Here is a 15957-nt window from a genome sequence, read left to right on the forward strand (position 1 = left end):
TATGGGCGGGATCAGGCGCGCCGCAATGCCGCCACGAAGGACGCGGCGTCGGGCAGCCGATCGAAATGGATGTTGCCGTCGATATCGGCGGCTGGATCGTTCGGCACAAGTATCATCATCGCATGGCCGCGGCCGCGGGCGTTGACCATGCCGAGCTCCCCGCCGAGCACGCGCCGCCGGTCGATCTCCATCAGCGGCTGGTCCATCCACGGCAGCGACCAGATCACGCGCCGGTCCGTCACCGTCAGCCGGATGAACGGCGCGCGCACCAGGCCGAGTGCGAAGCCCGGATTGCGCCGGATGACGACGGTGAGGATGCCCGCGACGAGCGCGATCATCACCGCCGTTCCGCTGAGGGCGAAGACCAGCATGCCCGTGGTCGTCGGGGCCGGCCACCAGATCGCCCAGAGCAGCACGAAGGAGGAGACGATCTGCGGCGAGATGAAGGCGAGGAAGGTGAAGGTGCCGGTCGGCAGCGCCAGCAGGCCGGGGCGGGCGACGTAGAGCGTCCGTTCCGGCACGGCCTCCAGGCGCCGGACGACCGGAATGGGGAGCTGGGCCTGGCCTTCGCGCATCGGCGCCTCCGATCACTTATCCCTGCGGCGCTGCGGCCGTTTCGGGGCAAAAGCGCTTTCCAGCGCCGTCACCCTTGCTCTAAGGCCGCGGCGAAAGATTATTCGAGACAAGAACAAATGGCAAACGACGATTCCCTTCGCGCGGCTGCGCTCGCCAGCAAGGCCTGGCCCTATGAGGAGGCGCGCAAGCTGCTCAAGCGCTATCCCGATGGGCCGCCCGCGAAGGGCCATGTCCTGTTCGAGACCGGCTACGGCCCCTCGGGCCTGCCGCATATCGGCACCTTCAACGAGGTGCTGCGCACGACGCTGGTGCGCCGCGCCTATGAGGCGCTGTCGGACGTGCCGACCCGGCTGATCGCCTTCTCCGACGACATGGACGGCTTGCGCAAGGTGCCGGACAACGTCCCCAACAAGGCGATGCTGGCCGAGCATCTCGGCCGTCCGCTCACCCGCATCCCCGACCCGTTCGGCAAATATGAGAGCTTCGCGCATCACAACAACGCGATGCTGCGCGAATTCCTCGATCGTTTCGGCTTCGAGTATGAGTTCGCCTCTTCGACCGAATATTATGTCAGCGGCCGGTTCGACGAGGCGCTGAAGGGCGTGCTGCGCCACTATGACGCGATCATGGGCGTGATGCTGCCGACCCTGCGCAAGGAGCGGCAGGCGACCTATTCGCCGGTGCTGCCGATCAGCAGCAAGTCCGGCATCGTGCTGCAGGTACCGGTCGAGGTGGTGGATGCCGAGGCCGGGCTGGTGCGCTTCGAGGATGAGGGCGAGACGATCGTCCAGTCGATCCTCGGCGGGAAGGCCAAGCTGCAATGGAAGGTCGACTGGGCGATGCGCTGGGTGGCGCTCGACGTCGATTACGAGATGTCCGGCAAGGACCTCATCGATTCGACCATCCAGTCCGGCAAGATCGCCCGCGTGCTCGGCGCCCGCCCGCCCGAGGGCTTCAACTACGAGATGTTCCTCGACGAGAAGGGCGAGAAGATCTCCAAGTCCAAGGGCAACGGCCTCAGCCTCGAGCAGTGGCTGACCTACGGGCCGGAGGAGAGCCTCGCCTTCTACGCCTATCGCGAGCCCAAGAAGGCCAAGCAGCTCCACATGGGCGTGATCCCGCGCGCGATTGATGAATATTGGCAGTATCGCGGCAATTATCCGAGCCAGCCGATCGAGCAGAAGCTCGGCAACCCCGTGCACCACATCCACAATGGCGACGTGCCGGCGGAGGGCCTGCCGATCAGCTTCGGCCTGCTGCTCAACCTCGTCGGCGTGCTCGGCGAGGCGGATCGCGACATCATCTGGGGATATCTGCGCAACTATGTGCCGGACGCAACGCCGGAACTTTATCCCGCGCTCGACCGGCTGATCGATCATGCCGTCGCCTATCACCGCGATTTCATCGCCCCGACGCTCCAACGCCGGAAGCCGGAAGGCCTCGAAAACGGCGCGCTCGCCGATCTCGACGCACGGCTGGCGGCGCTGCCGGCGGATGCGGATGCCGAGACGATCCAGAACGAAGTCTATGAGGTCGGCAAGGCAGCCGGCTTCGAAAATCTGCGGGACTGGTTCAAGGCCCTGTACGAGACGCTGCTCGGCTCCACCCAAGGCCCGCGGATGGGCAGCTTCATCGCGCTCTACGGCGTCGAAAATACGAGGCGGCTGATTGCCGAAGCGCTGAGCTGAAGCGAACGCCGCGCGTCCCGCCGTCGGCCCCGCTTTCGCGGGGACGACGGCATGGCCGCTACTTCCCGCCCGCCTTGATCCAGGCGTCGATCTTGCTCTCCAGCACGGTCATCGGCAGCGCGCCGGTGTTCAGCACCTGATCGTGGAACTTGCGCGGATCGAAGCCTGAACCGAGGGCCTTCTCGGCTGCCGTCCGCTCCTTGCGGATGGTGAGCTGGCCGACCTTGTAGGCGAGCGCCTGGCCGGGGATGGCGATATAGCGTTCCACTTCGGCGGTCGCGTCGGTGGGCGACATCGGCGAGTTGTCGAGCATATATTTGATCGACTGATCGCGCGTCCAGCCCATGGAGTGGATGCCGCTGTCGACAACGAGCCGCATCGCCCGCAGCATTTCGTCCGAAAGGCCGCCCATGCGCTGATAGGGATCGGTCTCCATGCCGAGTTCCTTCCAGAGCGATTCGGCATAGAGCGCCCAGCCCTCGACGAAGGCGGTGTTGCCGCCGAAGCGCATGAAGGCCGGCAGATCGGCATTTTCCTGCGCGAGGCTGATCTGGAAATGGTGCCCTGGAACGGCCTCGTGGAGGTACAGCGTTTCCATGTCCCACTTGTAGCGGGAGGGAAGATCGTAGCCATTATAGTAGAAGACGCCGGGCCGCGATCCGTCCGGCGTGCCCTGCTCATAATAGCCGCCGGCCTCGGTCTTCTCCTTATATTCCGGCACCGGTCGGATCACGAGCGGCGTCTTCGGGATCACCGCGAACTGGGAGGGAATGGCGAGGTCCACCCGCTTGCCGATCGCGGTATAGCCGTCGCGCAGCTCGTCCTTGCTCTTCGGCTTGAAGCGCGGATCGCTGCGCAGGAAAGCGAAGAATGCCTTGAGGTCGCCTTTGAAGCCGACCTGCGCCTTGGCCGCTTCCATCTCGCGCGTGATCCGGGCCACTTCGGCAAGGCCGAGCCGATGCACCTCGGCCGCGCTCATCGGCAGGGTCGTGTTCTGCTCGATCATATAGGCGTAGAGCCTGTCGCCGCCGGGCATGCCGCCGAGCCCGACACTGTCCCGCGCGACGGGCAGATAGTCGTTCTTCAGGAAATCGCGCATCCGTACATAGGCCGGGAAGATGTCGTCGCGGATCGTCGCGGCATAGGCGGCCTTCAGCCGCGCCTGATCGGCCGCGGAGATGCCGTCGGGGAACTTCGTCACGGGCTGGTAGAAGGTCGAGCCCTCTACGCCCTGTTTGAGCTGCACGTCGAACTGCTCGATCATGTTGCGCACGACCAGCTTGGGCTGGACGACGCCGCTCTTCATGCCTTCGCGAAACCGGCCGATCGCGCGATCCAGATAGACGACATATTCGTGATGGCGCTTGAGGCCATTCTCATAATCCTCGACCGTCTTGAACGGAGCGGCGCCGGTGCCTGAGGAGAGATCGGGATAGAAGGTCTGGATGCCATAGAAATGATCGAGCGGACGGACCACGGTCAGCGCCAGCATGTCGGGGGCTAGCCCCTTGAGATTCACCTCGGTCTGCCACTTGAAGACGTCGTAGGCGATCTGATCGGTGGGGCTCAGCGCAGCGCGGTCGATCGCTTGCAGCCGCTTGAGGTCGCTCTCGGCCGCCGCGCGCTCGGCATCGAAATAGGCATCGCTGATCAGGTCGCCGAGATGGTCGGCATAGCGCAGATCGCCGCGGAACAGCGCGTTCAGCGGATTGCGCTTGAGCGATGCTTCGTCACTGTCGGCGAAGAGCTGCTTCAGGGCGGCGTCTGCGGTCGTCACGACTGCCGCCGCCGGCGCCGGGACGGGCGCTTCAGATGCGCGGCGCGGCGCGGCAGTGGCACCGGCGGAAAGCAGGAAAAGGCCCGCGGTGCCCGCGAGCAGGAGAGGACGGAAACGCATGGAAAACTCCGAAGAGAGACATGCCGCCTGTCCTAACCCTGTAACACAGTTACGACAAGGCGCCCGGATCGCGGGGATCCGGGCGCCTCTTCCGGGAAGCCGCGGCGCGACTTACCAGAAGAAGTCGCGATGGACGGTGATCACCCGACCGGTGCGGATGTTCACCAGCACGACGTCATTGCCGTAGCGGATCCAGCGCTGCGGGCCGGCAACGCGCGGCAGACGGTAGGTCCACGGATCGCTGATCCAATAGCGGCTGTGGTAATAGCGGGGCGCGAAGCGATAGCCGACCGGAACCGGCCGATAGGCATAGCCGCGCGGGCCGACATAGGCGCCGCGCCGATAGACGTCGCGATGCGCCTGACGATAATCCCGCCAGTCCTCGCGATACTCGCGACGGGCTTCTCGCACGTCGCGCTGCTGCTCGCGAATTTCGCGCGGATCGCCACCGCGACGGGCATTGTTGAGCTGCCGTTGCTCCTCGTGGATCATGTGCCGATCATGGCGCAACTCGCCCGCCGACTGCGCCGAGGCGAGCGAGGGCACCGCGGTGGCAGCGATGAGCCCCAAGATGATAAACTTACGCATATTCTTACTCCTCTGTCCGACGGCGCGTCCCTAGGCGCCGTGTCCCCTCCGACCACCGGCTTCGCATGATTCGGCTGAACCGCGCGCGAATCCGATTGTCAGCAAACAGAAAGGCCGAGCGGCGAGAGCGTTCCCGCAACGACAACGGCCCGGAGCGTTTTCGCGCTCCGGGCCGCCATGCCCCTGGCAGGGAAGGAAGAGCCTACCAGAAGAAGGAATAGATGATGTCGACGATCATACCGGTGCGGATGTCGACCAGCGCCACGTCGTCATAGTAGCGCACCCAGCGATAGGGACCGTAAGCCGGGGGCAGCCGATAGGACCAGGGGTCGCTGATCCAGTAGCTCTGGCCATAGAACCATGGATCCAGGCGATAGCCCGGCGACCAGCGTCGATAGGCATAGCCACGCGGCGCATAGTAGCGCGGCAGACGGAAGATGTTGCGGTTGTACTGCCTGTAGTTCTGCCAATCGTATCGGCGATCGCTGCGCCAGTTATTGTTCCAGCGGCCGCGATCGTCACGCCAGTTACGATCGTTGCCAGGCCGGTTGTCGCGCCAATCGCGGTCGTTGCCTGGGCGGTTGTCGCGCCAGTCACGGTCGTTGCCGGGACGATTGTCGCGCCAGTCACGATCGTTTCCGGGCCGGTTATCGTGCCAGTTGCGATCGTTGCCCGGTCGATTGTCGCGCCAGTCGCGATTGTCGCCGCGCTGATCGGGACGGCCTTGCGGGCCGTCGTTGCGGCGGTCCGGGCGATTGCCCTGCCAGCCGCCGCGCGCGTCCGGGCCGCCGGGAACGGCACGATTGCCGGGGTTCGGCGTGTCGCGCCGGTCCTGCCAACCACCGCCGGCGCGCGGATCGGCGCCGCGATCCGGCCGACCCTGGAACGCCGGTGCCGCGCGGTCCGGCTGGGGCCGTTCGGGCATCGGGCGCGGTGCGTCGGCACGATCGGGCGCACCGCGTCCGCCACGATCCTGGCCGCCACGGTCTTGCCCGGCGCCGTGATTCCACTGCGGCCGATCATTGTCGCCCGGCGCGGCAAGAGCCGGAACGGCGCCGGTCACGAGCAGCATTGCAATCAGACTCTTGCGAATCATCGAGGGATCTCCTGTCGTCTCGCGGCATTCGCCACGTTGATTTGGTGATTACGCGCGACGCAATGACATGATCCTGAATTGCTTCGTCAGCAATCAGACAGATTCGCTCGTCATTTCTTGCCCGGCGCGACGGGGGTGAGCGCCGGCACGGCGTGGGCGGCGTCGGCCGGATCGATGCCCGGCGGCGGGGCGGCGGCAAGATCCTCGGCGCCGCTGGCGACCCGCGCGGCCTGCCGGATCGCCTTGCGGACGCGCGGATAGGTGCCGCAGCGACAGATGTTGGTGATCGCCGAATCGATCTCGTCGTCGGTGGGATTGGGCTTCTGGGCAAGCAGTGCGGCCGCAGCCATGATCATGCCGGACTGGCAATAGCCGCATTGCGGTACGCTCTGCGCCACCCAGGCCTGCTGCACCGGGTGGCTGCGATCGCGCGACAGCGCCTCGATCGTCGTCACGAAGCTTCCCTCGATCGAAGCGATCGTTACCTGGCAGCTGCGCACCGCGACGCCGTCGATATGGACCGTGCAGGCGCCGCAAAGCCCAGCGCCGCAGCCATATTTGGTGCCGGTGAGGTTGGAGGCGTCGCGCAGCGCCCAGAGCAGGGGCGTCTCCGGATCCAGCTGATAATGGACGGGCTGGCCGTTCACCGTGAAGCGCGTCATGACGCCGCGGGTGTAGCGAAGCCGGCTGGCGGACGCCAGCCGGCACCACATAGCGCTTGCGCTTGAAAAAGCGGTGATCCGCTGCTATCGGGCCGCCTTCCGCCGCGGAACGGGTTTCGCGGTGACTCATTTTGTTCGCGCTGCGACTCGATTGGTCCGTTTTTTGGGACGGGCAGGGACGCATCGCCTTTTGATCGGAGTGTGACGGACTTTATGCAGATCATCGTTCGCGACAACAATGTCGACCAGGCGCTGCGCGCCCTGAAGAAGAAGCTGCAGCGTGAGGGCGTCTATCGCGAGATGAAGCTTCGCCGTCACTACGAGAAGCCGTCCGAGAAGCGTGCCCGCGAGCGTGCGGCCGCAATCCGCCGCGCCCGCAAGCTGGAGCGCAAGCGGATGGAGCGCGACGGCGTTCGTTGAGCTTGATTGCCTGCCCATGAACGGGCAGGAGCAGCCTGACCTCAACGATTAAGCGAGCCTCGATTCATGTCCGAAGTGACCGCCGTACCGCTACGTCCGATCGCCAAGGGCTCGCTCACCAAATTGTGGCTCGGTGTCGGCCTGCTGATCGTGATCGGTGTCGGCGCTGCCTATATGGGTACGTCGAAGCAGGTCGCGATGGCGCAGCCGGCTGCGGAGTTCCTCGCGTCCAACGGCAAGAAGAGCGGTGTCGTCACCACCGCGTCTGGCCTGCAATATGAGGTGCTGAAGCCCGGCAAGGGTCCGCACCCCAAGCCCAGCGACGTCGTGATCGTCAATTATGAGGGCCGGCTGGCCGATGGCGAGGCGTTCGATTCGAGCGCGCGCAGCGGCGGCCCGGCCACTCTGCCGGTCGGCGGCCTCATTCCGGGCTGGGTCGAGGGCATCCAGCTGATGCAGCCGGGCGCCAAATACCGCTTCTGGATCCCGCCGGAGCTTGGTTATGGCCCAATGGGCGCCGGCCAGGGCGTGATTCCGCCTAATGCCCTGCTGGTGTTCGACGTCGAGCTGCTGGCGACCGCGCCTGCGCCGCGTGGCATGGGCGGCATGGGAATGCCGGGCGGTGCGGAAGCCATGCCCGGCGGTGCCGAGGCGATGCCCGGAGGCGGCGCTCCGGTTCAGTAACTTTCGAGCTGTTTCGAAGCTTTTCGCCCCTGCCCGGGGCCGCATCGAGCGGCGCTCCGGCGGGGGTTTTCTTTGCCCCCACCACTAACGGTCGTCCGCGATGTGACGCTGGCATTGCCCTCGCGTTGGAGCATCGCGCGGAAAAGGGGGAACCGGCTTTCTGCGCAAACGATGCGACCGCAAAGACCTGGGGCAAGCTGGGTGATTCATATATCAGCGGGGAAGGAGCATCCGCTGTTTCCGACAACAGACCGGTCAGGCTCGCGCTGCGGCCTCTGCTGCATTTTCCGAGCTTTCCTCGAGCGCGACCTTGATCATCGCGACGATCGAATCGGCGAGCGCGAGACCCATGATGCCGAACAGCGCGCCCATCAGCAGCTGGGCACCCAGCACCAGCGCGGGGGCGAGGTCGACCGAGCGGCGATTGACCATCGGCACGATCAGATAGCCGTCCACCGTCTGCACGACGAAATAGACGCCGACGGCCCATAGCCCCGTCTCGGTGCCGGCCGAAAAACCGACCAGGACGAGCAGCACGCCCGAGATGATCGCGCCGATATTGGGCAGAAAGGCGAGTAGGCCGGTGAGGATGCCGAGCAGTGCGGCCATCGGCACGCCGCCGATGCTGAGCAGGATCCAGGTACCGACGCCTTCCACCGCCATGCCGGTCAGCCGGCCGGCCATCAGACGGCGCAGCGTGTAGCCCATCTTCTCCGATACATCGTAGAAATTGGCGCGGCTCTTCATCGGCAGCATCCAGGCGATGCCGCGTTCGTAAAGACGTGGTTCGATCGCGATGAACACGCCGATGACGAGGATCATCGCCAGGCTCGAAATCGCGCCGAGCGCGGTGCCGACCGCCGAGGTGACCTGGCCGATCGAGCCCATCAGCTGATGGCCGATATCGCTTGCCGCGCCTGGCCCGAGCAGCTTCATCGCCTGCGCCCAGGCGAAGATCCGCGCCACCTGGGTCTGCACGACGGTGCGCAGCGTATCGAATTGCGCGCCGATGGAGGAGCCGGCGAAATAGAAGGTCCAGATCAGAAAGGCGGTGACCGCCAGGCAGACGATCAGCAGCCGCAAACTTCGTCCGATCGGCAGCACCCGGCCGAGCAGACGCGTGCCGCCGTCCAGCATCGTGGCTACGACGAGCCCGCCGAGGATCAGAAGGATCGGTTGGGCGAGCAGCCAAAGCAGCGCGATGGCCAGCGCCAGGCCGATCCAGACCATCGCGCGCTTCAGTTCGCGCGCGACGATCGGATCCTGGAAATCGGCCGGCCCCGGTTCCTCTACGTGGCGGCCGTCCTCGCTCATTCGCCGGTCCGCGCCGGATGCAGGCTGGTGCCGGCGCGGCCGCTGCGCATGGCGGTGAACCAGCTTATCGGATTCCACCACGCGGACGTGCCGTCCAGCGAGAAGGTGATGAATTCGGCGCGGCCGCCGAGATTCTCATAGGGCACAGGGCCGCCCAGGCCCTTTTCTTCCATCGGTACGCGGCTGTCGGCCGACTGGTCGCGATTGTCACCCATCAGGAACACCTCGCCCTGCGGGATGGTGATCGCGGGATAATAATCCACCGCGAAATCGCCGAGATCGATCGTGTCGTAGGAACGGCCATTGGGCAGCGTCTCGCGCACGATAGGCAGCTGGCAATAGGGCTTGCCGTCTGCCCCGATCACGCGATGCGGCTCGAGCTGGCCGGCGCAGGGCGAATTGACGTCGATCGGGATCATCCTGGGCGGCATGGCGACGCGCTTCACCGGCACGCCGTTCAGGATCACCGTGCCCGCACGCATCTCCAGCCGGTCGCCCGGCAGTCCGATCACGCGTTTGATATAGTCGCTGTTCTGATCCATCGGCTTGACGATCACGATGTCGCCGCGCTCCGGCATGCGCCCAAACAGCCGCCCGTGGATGAACGGCAGGATGTGGAAGCTGGGCGACACATAGGACCAGCCATAAGGATATTTGGTCACCACCAGCCGATCGCCCGTCAGCAGGGTCGGCATCATCGATTCGGACGGGATATAGAAGGGCTTGGCGACGAAGCTGTGGAAGCCGAGCACGGCGAGGACGAGCCAGAAGATACCCTTGGCCTCCGCCCACCAATCGGTGCCGGTCTGCTTGGGCTTCGCCTGGGGTGCGGGGGGCGGGGCAGGGGGTTGGGTGATCTCGACAGTCCGATCGCTCACGCGATCATCTCCTTACTGCGTTCAAAGCGGGCGCGCATAGAGGATGACGAACGCCTGCGCCCAGGGATGATCGTCGGTCAGCGTCACATGTATCTCCACCGCGTGGCCCGGCGGGGTGATCGCGTCAAGCCTCAGCCGCGCCCCGCCGGTCAGGGCGAGAGTCGGTGCACCGGACGCCATGTTCACAACACCGATATCCTTCATGAACACACCCTGACGGAAACCGGTTCCAACGGCTTTCGAGAAGGCTTCCTTGGCGGCGAAGCGCTTGGCGTAGGTTGCGGCTCGGGTAAGCGCGCGGCGCTCCGCCTTGGCCTGCTCCACATCGGTGAAGACGCGCTGGATGAAGCGCTCCCCGAACCGGTCGAGCGAATTCTGGATCCGCTCGATGTTGCAGAGATCCGAGCCGATGCCGACGATCATGAGCATCCTCCCCCGCAGGGGGAGGGGGACCGTCCGAAGGACGGTGGAGGGGCCGCCAGCTTGCGGCAAGCGAGACGCATGATGAATGCGGCAGCCCCTCCACCGGGTTTCACGCGGTCCCCCTCCCCCTGCGGGCAGGGCAATCGCATATGGCGAAATCGCTGCATGCGGGCCTCCTCATCCTCCCCAGCTCTGCTGGGGAGGGGGACCAGCCGAAGGCTGGTGGAGGGGAAATACCGTGCATTTGCAAAGTGCGAGCCGTTGGCCAGCCGCGCATTTCCCCTCCACCGCGCTGCGCGCGGTCCCCCTCCCCATCTGCGATGGGGAGGATGAAGAACTCTGCCGTTCATATGCGATAGCCCTGCCCCTGCGGGGGAGGATGAGAGAGCGCTCTCACCGCGCTGCGTCCATCGCTTCGCGCATCCGGCGCACGCTGGCATCCAGGCCGATGAAGATCGCCTCACCGATCAGGAAATGGCCGATGTTGAGTTCGGCGAGTTGCGGGATCGCCGCGATCGGGCCGACATTGTCGTAGGTGAGGCCGTGGCCGGCATGCGGCTCGATTCCGTTCTTGGCGGCCAGCGCAGCGCCGTCCGTGATTCGGCGCAGCTCCCCCGTGCGCGCTTCGCCCTCGAGATATGCGTAGGCGCCGGTGTGGAATTCGACCACGGGAACCTTCAGGCGGATCGCCGCCTCGATCTGGCGCGGATCGGGCTCGATGAACAGGCTCACCCGGACGCCGGCCGCGCCGAGCCGCGCGACAAACGGCGCCAGGTGGTCGAACTGGCCGGCGGCATCCAGGCCGCCCTCCGTGGTCCGTTCTTCCCGGCGTTCCGGCACGATGCAGGCGGCGTGCGGTCGATGGGCGAGTGCTATCGCCAGCATCTCTTCCGTAGCCGCCATTTCGAGGTTCAGCGGAATCGCGAGCGCCGCCGTCAGCCGATCGATGTCGGCATCGGTGATATGGCGGCGATCCTCGCGCAGATGGGCAGTGATGCCGTCCGCGCCGGCTTCGGCCGCCATGATCGCGGCGCGCAGCGGATCGGGATGGGGGCCGCCACGAGCGTTGCGAATGGTGGCGACGTGATCGATGTTGACGCCGAGGCGCAGCTTCTGGGTCATGGATTGGGTGCCGTAGGTGCGGGACAGAGAGCGGTGGAGAGGAAATCGTAAGAGAGGCCCTTGCCCTGCCAGATCTCTCCAAAATCGACAGCGGCGCGGTTGGTGAGCAGGATAACCGCGATTCGCGCGGAAGGCTCGAAGAAGTTGCGGATCTGGATGCCGCCGATCGCGCCGCGCCGTTCGACGAGGGCCACCGGATCGGGGCAGCCCGCGAGCGCCACCGTATAGCTCCACGCGCCGAGTGCGGTCATGCCGATCGCCGGGTCGCCTTTCCACATCTCCGCCGTCGCTGCCGCATCCAGCAGCGTGCCGGCCATCAGCGCGCGATCGAATCGCCAGATGTCCTGCGGCGTGCCGAAGAGCGAGCCCGCCGCGCCATACACGCCGAGGTTGAGGCGCGGGCCCGGCCGACCTTCGGTATCATAGCCCGGCATGGTGGCCGGAGAATCGGGTCGGGCGGGCGAAAAGAGACCGAAATGATCGAGGCCCAGCGGGCCTGCGATCCGTTGCTGGACGAGATCGGCATAGGATTGGCCGGTGATGATCTGCAGCAGCGCGCCGAGGACGAGATAGTCGCAATTGTTATAGTGATATTCGATGCCCGGCGGCGTGCGGGGCTTCAGCGCGCAGTAGCCCGCCGCGTTGCGCATCGGCGAGGCGAGCGCCCCGCGGGCGCGATAGAAGCCGGGAACGCCCTGCGCGTCCTTAGGGCTGTCCTCGGGATCGGCCAGGCCGCTCATATGCTTGAGCAGCATCCGAATCGTGATCTGGCCGGCATGAGGCGACGGCCAGGTCGGCCAGTAGCGGCTCACCGGCGAGTCGAGGTCGATCGTCCCGGCCGCCACCTGCTGCATGACAAGCAGCGCAGTCACCTGCTTGGTGAGCGAGGCGAGGCGCCAGACCGAATCGGTCCGCATCGGCACGCCGGGCGCTTCTTCGCCGATCGCGCGGGAATAGGCGATGTCGTCGTCTCGACCGATCAGCACGACGCCGTCGAAATGCCTGTCGCGATGAGCCAACTCGACGAGCGCGTCGAGTCGTGGAGCGAGCGTTGCCGCGGGAGCCGCGCCGACAGCCAGCAAAGCCAGCAGCAGCGCGGCCAGGGGCCTCACGCGGGCTTGGCCCGGCTGCCTGGCTTGACCGGCGGGATCGCCGCCAGTTCCGGCGGCAGCGCGTCGGGGCTGTAACTCGGCACGTCCAGCCGGATCAGCGGGAAGAAGGGTACGCCCAGATCGACCTTGCCGTTGGAGCGGTCGACCAGCGAGGCGGCGGCGATCACCTTCGCGCCCGTCTTCTCGATCGCGACGATCGCCTCGCGCGATGAAAGGCCGGTGGTGACGACGTCCTCCATCATCAGCACGGCCTGGCCGGGCTCCAGCCGGAAGCCACGGCGCAGCTCGAACGTGCCTTCCGGCCGTTCGACGAACATCGCGTCGATTCCGAGCGCGCGGCCCATCTCATGGCCGGCGATGATTCCGCCCATGGCGGGCGAGACCACTGCGTCGAGGCGCTCGCGGATGTCGGCAGGGATGAGTTCCGCCAGGGCGCCGATCAGGCGTGCGGCGCGATCCGGGTTCATCAGCACGCGCGCGCACTGCAGATACCGCGAGCTGCGCAGCCCCGAGGACAGCAGGAAATGTCCTTCGAGAAGCGCCTCCGCCGCCCGGAATTCGGCGAGAACGTCCTCATTCGTCATCCGCATGTCCCCCTAGTCAGGCCGTGAGCCAGATAGGCCGACAAGTCACTGGCTTCAACGGGCCAAATTCCCTTGCCCGTACGCTTGAGGCATGCAAAAGCGCCGCCTATAAGGCGCCAAAATTATGGATAGCCCTGAATGAGGCAGCCGTGCGCGCGCACGGCGTAAACGGGGGTGAGATGAAGACGTTGAAAACCTTGCTCTTGACGCTGGCCGCGATGCCGGCGGCCGCGTTGGCCCAAGGCGCGGCCACCGGCGGTGCGGCCGCGCCCGCAGCTCCCGCGCCGCAGCTCTACGCGCCGACGCCGGGCATCGGTCAGCCGATTCCGGGATCGATCGGCATCCAGCCGCAGGTGACGGAAATAGGTCAGCAGGCGCTCTGGATGCACAACGCGCTGCTGATGCCGATCATCACGGCGATCAGCATCTTCGTGCTCTTCCTGCTGCTCTGGGTGGTGGTCCGCTATCGCAGGGGCGCGAACCCCGTTCCGTCGAAGACCTCGCACAATACCGTGATCGAGATCGTCTGGACGCTCGTCCCGGTCCTGATCCTGCTGGTGATCGCTGTTCCCTCGATCAAGTTGATCGCCGCGCAATATGATACGCCGAAGGCTGACCTGACCGTGAAGGTGATCGGCCATCAATGGTATTGGTCCTACCAATATCCTGACAATGGCGACTTCGAGATCGTCTCGAACATCCTGTCGGACGAGGAAGACAAGAAGCGTGGTGAGCCCCGCCTGCTCGGCGTCGACGAGCGGATGGTGGTGCCGGCCGGCAAGGTGATCAAGGTGCTGACCACGTCGGATGACGTGATCCACAGCTTCGCGGTTCCCGCCTTCTGGACGAAGATGGACGCCGTTCCCGGCCGTATCAACGAGACCTGGTTCAAGGTGGATCGCGTCGGCGTCTATTACGGCCAATGCTCGGAGCTGTGCGGCGCCAAGCACGGCTTCATGCCGATCGCGGTCGAGGTCGTGACCCCGGCGCAGTTCGCGCAGTGGGTGGCGAGCAAAGGTGGCACGATGCCCGGCGCCAAGCCCGCCGCCGCGCCCAACGCTCTGGCTCCGGCCCCGGCCTCCTCGTCGCCCGCTCCTGCGGTTCCGGCCCCGGCGGTTGCGGGCACGGCCGAAAAGCCTGCCACGACCGCGCAGGCCGCGACGCAGAACACCACGCCCCCGGCGCAGAACTAAGGCTCGCTCCGATGACCGATACGACAGCAAACGCAGCCCATTTTCAGGCGCACGAGGATCATGGTCACCACCATGACGCGGATCACAAGCCCGGCTTCTTCGCGCGCTGGTTCATGTCCACCAATCACAAGGACATCGGCACGCTCTATCTGATCTTCGCGATCTGCGCGGGAATCATCGGTGGTGCGATATCCGGCATGATGCGCTTCGAGCTCGCGCATCCCGGCATCCAGTATCTCAATCACTGGGCGGGCGTCGCCAGCCCGACCGATCCGGCGGCCCTCCATCTGTGGAACGTGCTGATCACCGCGCACGGCCTCATCATGGTTTTCTTCATGGTGATGCCGGCGATGATCGGCGGTTTCGGCAACTGGTTCGTCCCCATCATGATCGGCGCGCCGGACATGGCGTTCCCGCGCATGAACAATATCAGCTTCTGGCTGCTGATCCCGGCCTTTTCGCTGCTGCTCGGTTCGACTTTCGTGTCGGGCGGCACCGCCAACGGAGCGGGCACGGGCTGGACGGTGTACGCACCGCTCTCGACGAGCGGATCGGCGGGCCCCGCGGTCGACATGGCGATCCTGTCGCTCCATCTTGCGGGCGCCAGCTCGATCCTCGGCGCGATCAACTTCATCACCACCATCTTCAACATGCGCGCGCCGGGCATGACGCTGCACAAGATGCCGCTGTTCGTCTGGTCGGTGCTGGTCACCGCCTTCCTGCTGCTGCTCGCCCTTCCGGTTCTTGCCGCGGCGATCACCATGCTGCTCACCGACCGCAATTTCGGCACGACCTTCTACGATCCGACCGGCGGCGGTAACCCGATCCTCTACCAGCACCTCTTCTGGTTCTTCGGGCATCCCGAGGTGTACATCATGATCCTGCCGGGCTTCGGCATGGTCAGCCACATCGTCTCGACCTTCAGCCGCAAGCCCGTGTTCGGCTATCTCGGCATGGCCTATGCGATGGTTGCGATCGGCGTCGTCGGCTTCGTCGTGTGGGCGCACCACATGTACACCACCGGCTTGTCGGTCGACACGAAGATGTACTTCACCGCCGCGACGATGGTCATCGCGGTCCCCACCGGCATCAAGATCTTCTCGTGGATCGCGACGATGTGGGGCGGCAGCCTGACCTTCAAGACCCCGATGGTCTGGGCGCTCGGCTTCATCTTCATGTTCACCGTTGGCGGCGTGACAGGCGTCGTGCTCTCCAACGGCGGCATCGACAACTATATGCAGGACACCTACTACGTCGTGGCGCACTTCCACTATGTGCTCAGCCTCGGCGCCGTGTTCTCGCTGTTCGCGGGCTTCTACTACTGGTTCCCGAAGATGTCGGGCCGGATGTATAACGAGCTGCTCGGCCAGCTGCACTTCTGGGTGTTCTTCATCGGCGTGAACATGCTGTTCTTCCCGATGCACTTCCTGGGCCTCGACGGCATGCCCCGCCGCTACCCGGACTATCCGGATGCCTATGAGCATTGGAACAGCTTCGCGACCCACGGTTATGAAGTGATGGCCGCAGGCATGGCGATCTTCTTCATCAACCTGATCTACTCGCTGGTTGCCGGCCCGAAGGCGCCCGACAACCCCTGGGGTGAAGGCGCGACGACGCTGGAATGGACGCTGTCCAGCCCGCCGCCCTACCACCAGTTCGAGACGCTGCCGCGGATCAGCGACGATCACGGCCACTGAGGACTAGAAAGACTTCCAAAAGG

The 15957-nt window shown here is 65.5% G+C and carries 16 protein-coding genes; 5 read left to right on the plus strand and 11 right to left on the minus strand.

Annotated elements, in window-relative coordinates; translation table 11 throughout:
* Positions 1-11 precede the first annotated feature (11 nt).
* Positions 12-575, minus strand: coding sequence for a hypothetical protein (locus GQY20_RS03510; RefSeq protein ID WP_157215624.1), 564 nt, complete (start codon positions 573-575; stop codon positions 12-14).
* A 117-nt stretch (positions 576-692) separates the two neighbouring features.
* On the opposite strand from GQY20_RS03510, the gene GQY20_RS03515 reads away from it, so the two are divergent.
* The gene (locus GQY20_RS03515) at positions 693-2264 is read left to right on the plus strand and encodes a lysine--tRNA ligase (RefSeq protein WP_157215625.1); all 1572 of its coding nucleotides are present in this window, start codon (positions 693-695) and stop codon (positions 2262-2264) included.
* 58 nt (positions 2265-2322) lie between these two features.
* On the opposite strand, the gene GQY20_RS03520 is transcribed toward GQY20_RS03515, so the two are convergent.
* The 4 genes from GQY20_RS03520 to GQY20_RS03535 all read right to left on the minus strand — a co-directional run bounded on the left by GQY20_RS03520 (position 2323) and on the right by GQY20_RS03535 (position 6507).
* Positions 2323-4161, minus strand: a complete 1839-nt coding sequence (locus GQY20_RS03520; RefSeq protein WP_157215626.1) for a DUF885 domain-containing protein — start codon at positions 4159-4161, stop codon at positions 2323-2325.
* A gap of 111 nt (positions 4162-4272) precedes the next feature.
* Positions 4273-4749, minus strand: a complete 477-nt coding sequence (locus GQY20_RS03525) for an RcnB family protein (RefSeq protein WP_157215627.1) — start codon at positions 4747-4749, stop codon at positions 4273-4275.
* 202 nt (positions 4750-4951) lie between these two features.
* On the minus strand, positions 4952-5845 hold the full coding sequence (locus tag GQY20_RS03530) for an RcnB family protein (protein WP_157215628.1): 894 nt from the start codon (positions 5843-5845) through the stop codon (positions 4952-4954).
* Between the two features lie 110 nt (positions 5846-5955).
* The gene (locus GQY20_RS03535) at positions 5956-6507 is read right to left on the minus strand and encodes a (2Fe-2S)-binding protein (RefSeq protein ID WP_157216150.1); all 552 of its coding nucleotides are present in this window, start codon (positions 6505-6507) and stop codon (positions 5956-5958) included.
* A gap of 213 nt (positions 6508-6720) precedes the next feature.
* On the opposite strand from GQY20_RS03535, the gene rpsU reads away from it, so the two are divergent.
* Positions 6721-6927, plus strand: coding sequence for a 30S ribosomal protein S21 (gene rpsU / locus GQY20_RS03540; RefSeq protein ID WP_029548939.1), 207 nt, complete (start codon positions 6721-6723; stop codon positions 6925-6927).
* A gap of 66 nt (positions 6928-6993) precedes the next feature.
* Complete coding sequence (locus GQY20_RS03545; RefSeq protein WP_157215629.1) at positions 6994-7611, plus strand: FKBP-type peptidyl-prolyl cis-trans isomerase; 618 nt, start codon at positions 6994-6996, stop codon at positions 7609-7611.
* 255 nt (positions 7612-7866) lie between these two features.
* On the opposite strand, the gene GQY20_RS03550 is transcribed toward GQY20_RS03545, so the two are convergent.
* The 6 genes from GQY20_RS03550 to pyrE form a co-directional block, all read right to left on the minus strand.
* Positions 7867-8925, minus strand: a complete 1059-nt coding sequence (locus GQY20_RS03550) for an AI-2E family transporter (RefSeq protein ID WP_157215630.1) — start codon at positions 8923-8925, stop codon at positions 7867-7869.
* Positions 8922-9803: a signal peptidase I gene (gene lepB / locus GQY20_RS03555; RefSeq protein WP_408641046.1), complete on the minus strand. Its 882-nt coding sequence runs from the start codon at positions 9801-9803 to the stop codon at positions 8922-8924. Before lepB ends, GQY20_RS03550 begins: the two co-directional genes overlap by 4 nt.
* A gap of 21 nt (positions 9804-9824) precedes the next feature.
* Positions 9825-10226 (minus strand): holo-ACP synthase, encoded by a 402-nt coding sequence (acpS, locus tag GQY20_RS03560; RefSeq protein WP_157215631.1) that lies wholly within the window; start codon positions 10224-10226, stop codon positions 9825-9827.
* A gap of 393 nt (positions 10227-10619) precedes the next feature.
* Positions 10620-11348 (minus strand): pyridoxine 5'-phosphate synthase, encoded by a 729-nt coding sequence (locus GQY20_RS03565; RefSeq protein WP_157215632.1) that lies wholly within the window; start codon positions 11346-11348, stop codon positions 10620-10622.
* Positions 11345-12460, minus strand: coding sequence for a serine hydrolase domain-containing protein (locus GQY20_RS03570; protein ID WP_157215633.1), 1116 nt, complete (start codon positions 12458-12460; stop codon positions 11345-11347). Before GQY20_RS03570 ends, GQY20_RS03565 begins: the two co-directional genes overlap by 4 nt.
* The gene (gene pyrE, locus GQY20_RS03575; protein ID WP_157215634.1) at positions 12457-13044 is read right to left on the minus strand and encodes an orotate phosphoribosyltransferase; all 588 of its coding nucleotides are present in this window, start codon (positions 13042-13044) and stop codon (positions 12457-12459) included. The genes GQY20_RS03570 and pyrE overlap by 4 nt, the downstream gene beginning before the upstream one ends.
* Positions 13045-13223: 179 nt before the next feature.
* Between pyrE and coxB the strand changes: the two genes are divergently transcribed.
* Positions 13224-14237, plus strand: a complete 1014-nt coding sequence (gene coxB, locus GQY20_RS03580; RefSeq protein WP_157215635.1) for a cytochrome c oxidase subunit II — start codon at positions 13224-13226, stop codon at positions 14235-14237.
* Between the two features lie 11 nt (positions 14238-14248).
* Complete coding sequence (ctaD, locus tag GQY20_RS03585; protein WP_157215636.1) at positions 14249-15934, plus strand: cytochrome c oxidase subunit I; 1686 nt, start codon at positions 14249-14251, stop codon at positions 15932-15934.
* The last annotated feature ends 23 nt before the right edge of the window (positions 15935-15957 follow it).

The organism is Flavisphingomonas formosensis, from assembly GCF_009755815.1.
GTDB lineage: Bacteria > Pseudomonadota > Alphaproteobacteria > Sphingomonadales > Sphingomonadaceae > Flavisphingomonas > Flavisphingomonas formosensis.

What these genes read in the sequence shown, in the direction of transcription:
- GQY20_RS03510 (WP_157215624.1), bottom strand. Translation starts at nt 575, where the DNA reads ATGCGCGAAGGCCAGGCCCAGCTCCCCATTCCGGTCGTCCGGCGCCTG.
- GQY20_RS03515 (WP_157215625.1), top strand. Translation starts at nt 693, where the DNA reads ATGGCAAACGACGATTCCCTTCGCGCGGCTGCGCTCGCCAGCAAGGCC.
- GQY20_RS03520 (WP_157215626.1), bottom strand. Translation starts at nt 4,161, where the DNA reads ATGCGTTTCCGTCCTCTCCTGCTCGCGGGCACCGCGGGCCTTTTCCTG.
- GQY20_RS03525 (WP_157215627.1), bottom strand. Translation starts at nt 4,749, where the DNA reads ATGCGTAAGTTTATCATCTTGGGGCTCATCGCTGCCACCGCGGTGCCC.
- GQY20_RS03530 (WP_157215628.1), bottom strand. Translation starts at nt 5,845, where the DNA reads ATGATTCGCAAGAGTCTGATTGCAATGCTGCTCGTGACCGGCGCCGTT.
- GQY20_RS03535 (WP_157216150.1), bottom strand. Translation starts at nt 6,507, where the DNA reads ATGACGCGCTTCACGGTGAACGGCCAGCCCGTCCATTATCAGCTGGAT.
- rpsU (WP_029548939.1), top strand. Translation starts at nt 6,721, where the DNA reads ATGCAGATCATCGTTCGCGACAACAATGTCGACCAGGCGCTGCGCGCC.
- GQY20_RS03545 (WP_157215629.1), top strand. Translation starts at nt 6,994, where the DNA reads ATGTCCGAAGTGACCGCCGTACCGCTACGTCCGATCGCCAAGGGCTCG.
- GQY20_RS03550 (WP_157215630.1), bottom strand. Translation starts at nt 8,925, where the DNA reads ATGAGCGAGGACGGCCGCCACGTAGAGGAACCGGGGCCGGCCGATTTC.
- acpS (WP_157215631.1), bottom strand. Translation starts at nt 10,226, where the DNA reads ATGATCGTCGGCATCGGCTCGGATCTCTGCAACATCGAGCGGATCCAG.
- GQY20_RS03565 (WP_157215632.1), bottom strand. Translation starts at nt 11,348, where the DNA reads ATGACCCAGAAGCTGCGCCTCGGCGTCAACATCGATCACGTCGCCACC.
- pyrE (WP_157215634.1), bottom strand. Translation starts at nt 13,044, where the DNA reads ATGACGAATGAGGACGTTCTCGCCGAATTCCGGGCGGCGGAGGCGCTT.
- coxB (WP_157215635.1), top strand. Translation starts at nt 13,224, where the DNA reads ATGAAGACGTTGAAAACCTTGCTCTTGACGCTGGCCGCGATGCCGGCG.
- ctaD (WP_157215636.1), top strand. Translation starts at nt 14,249, where the DNA reads ATGACCGATACGACAGCAAACGCAGCCCATTTTCAGGCGCACGAGGAT.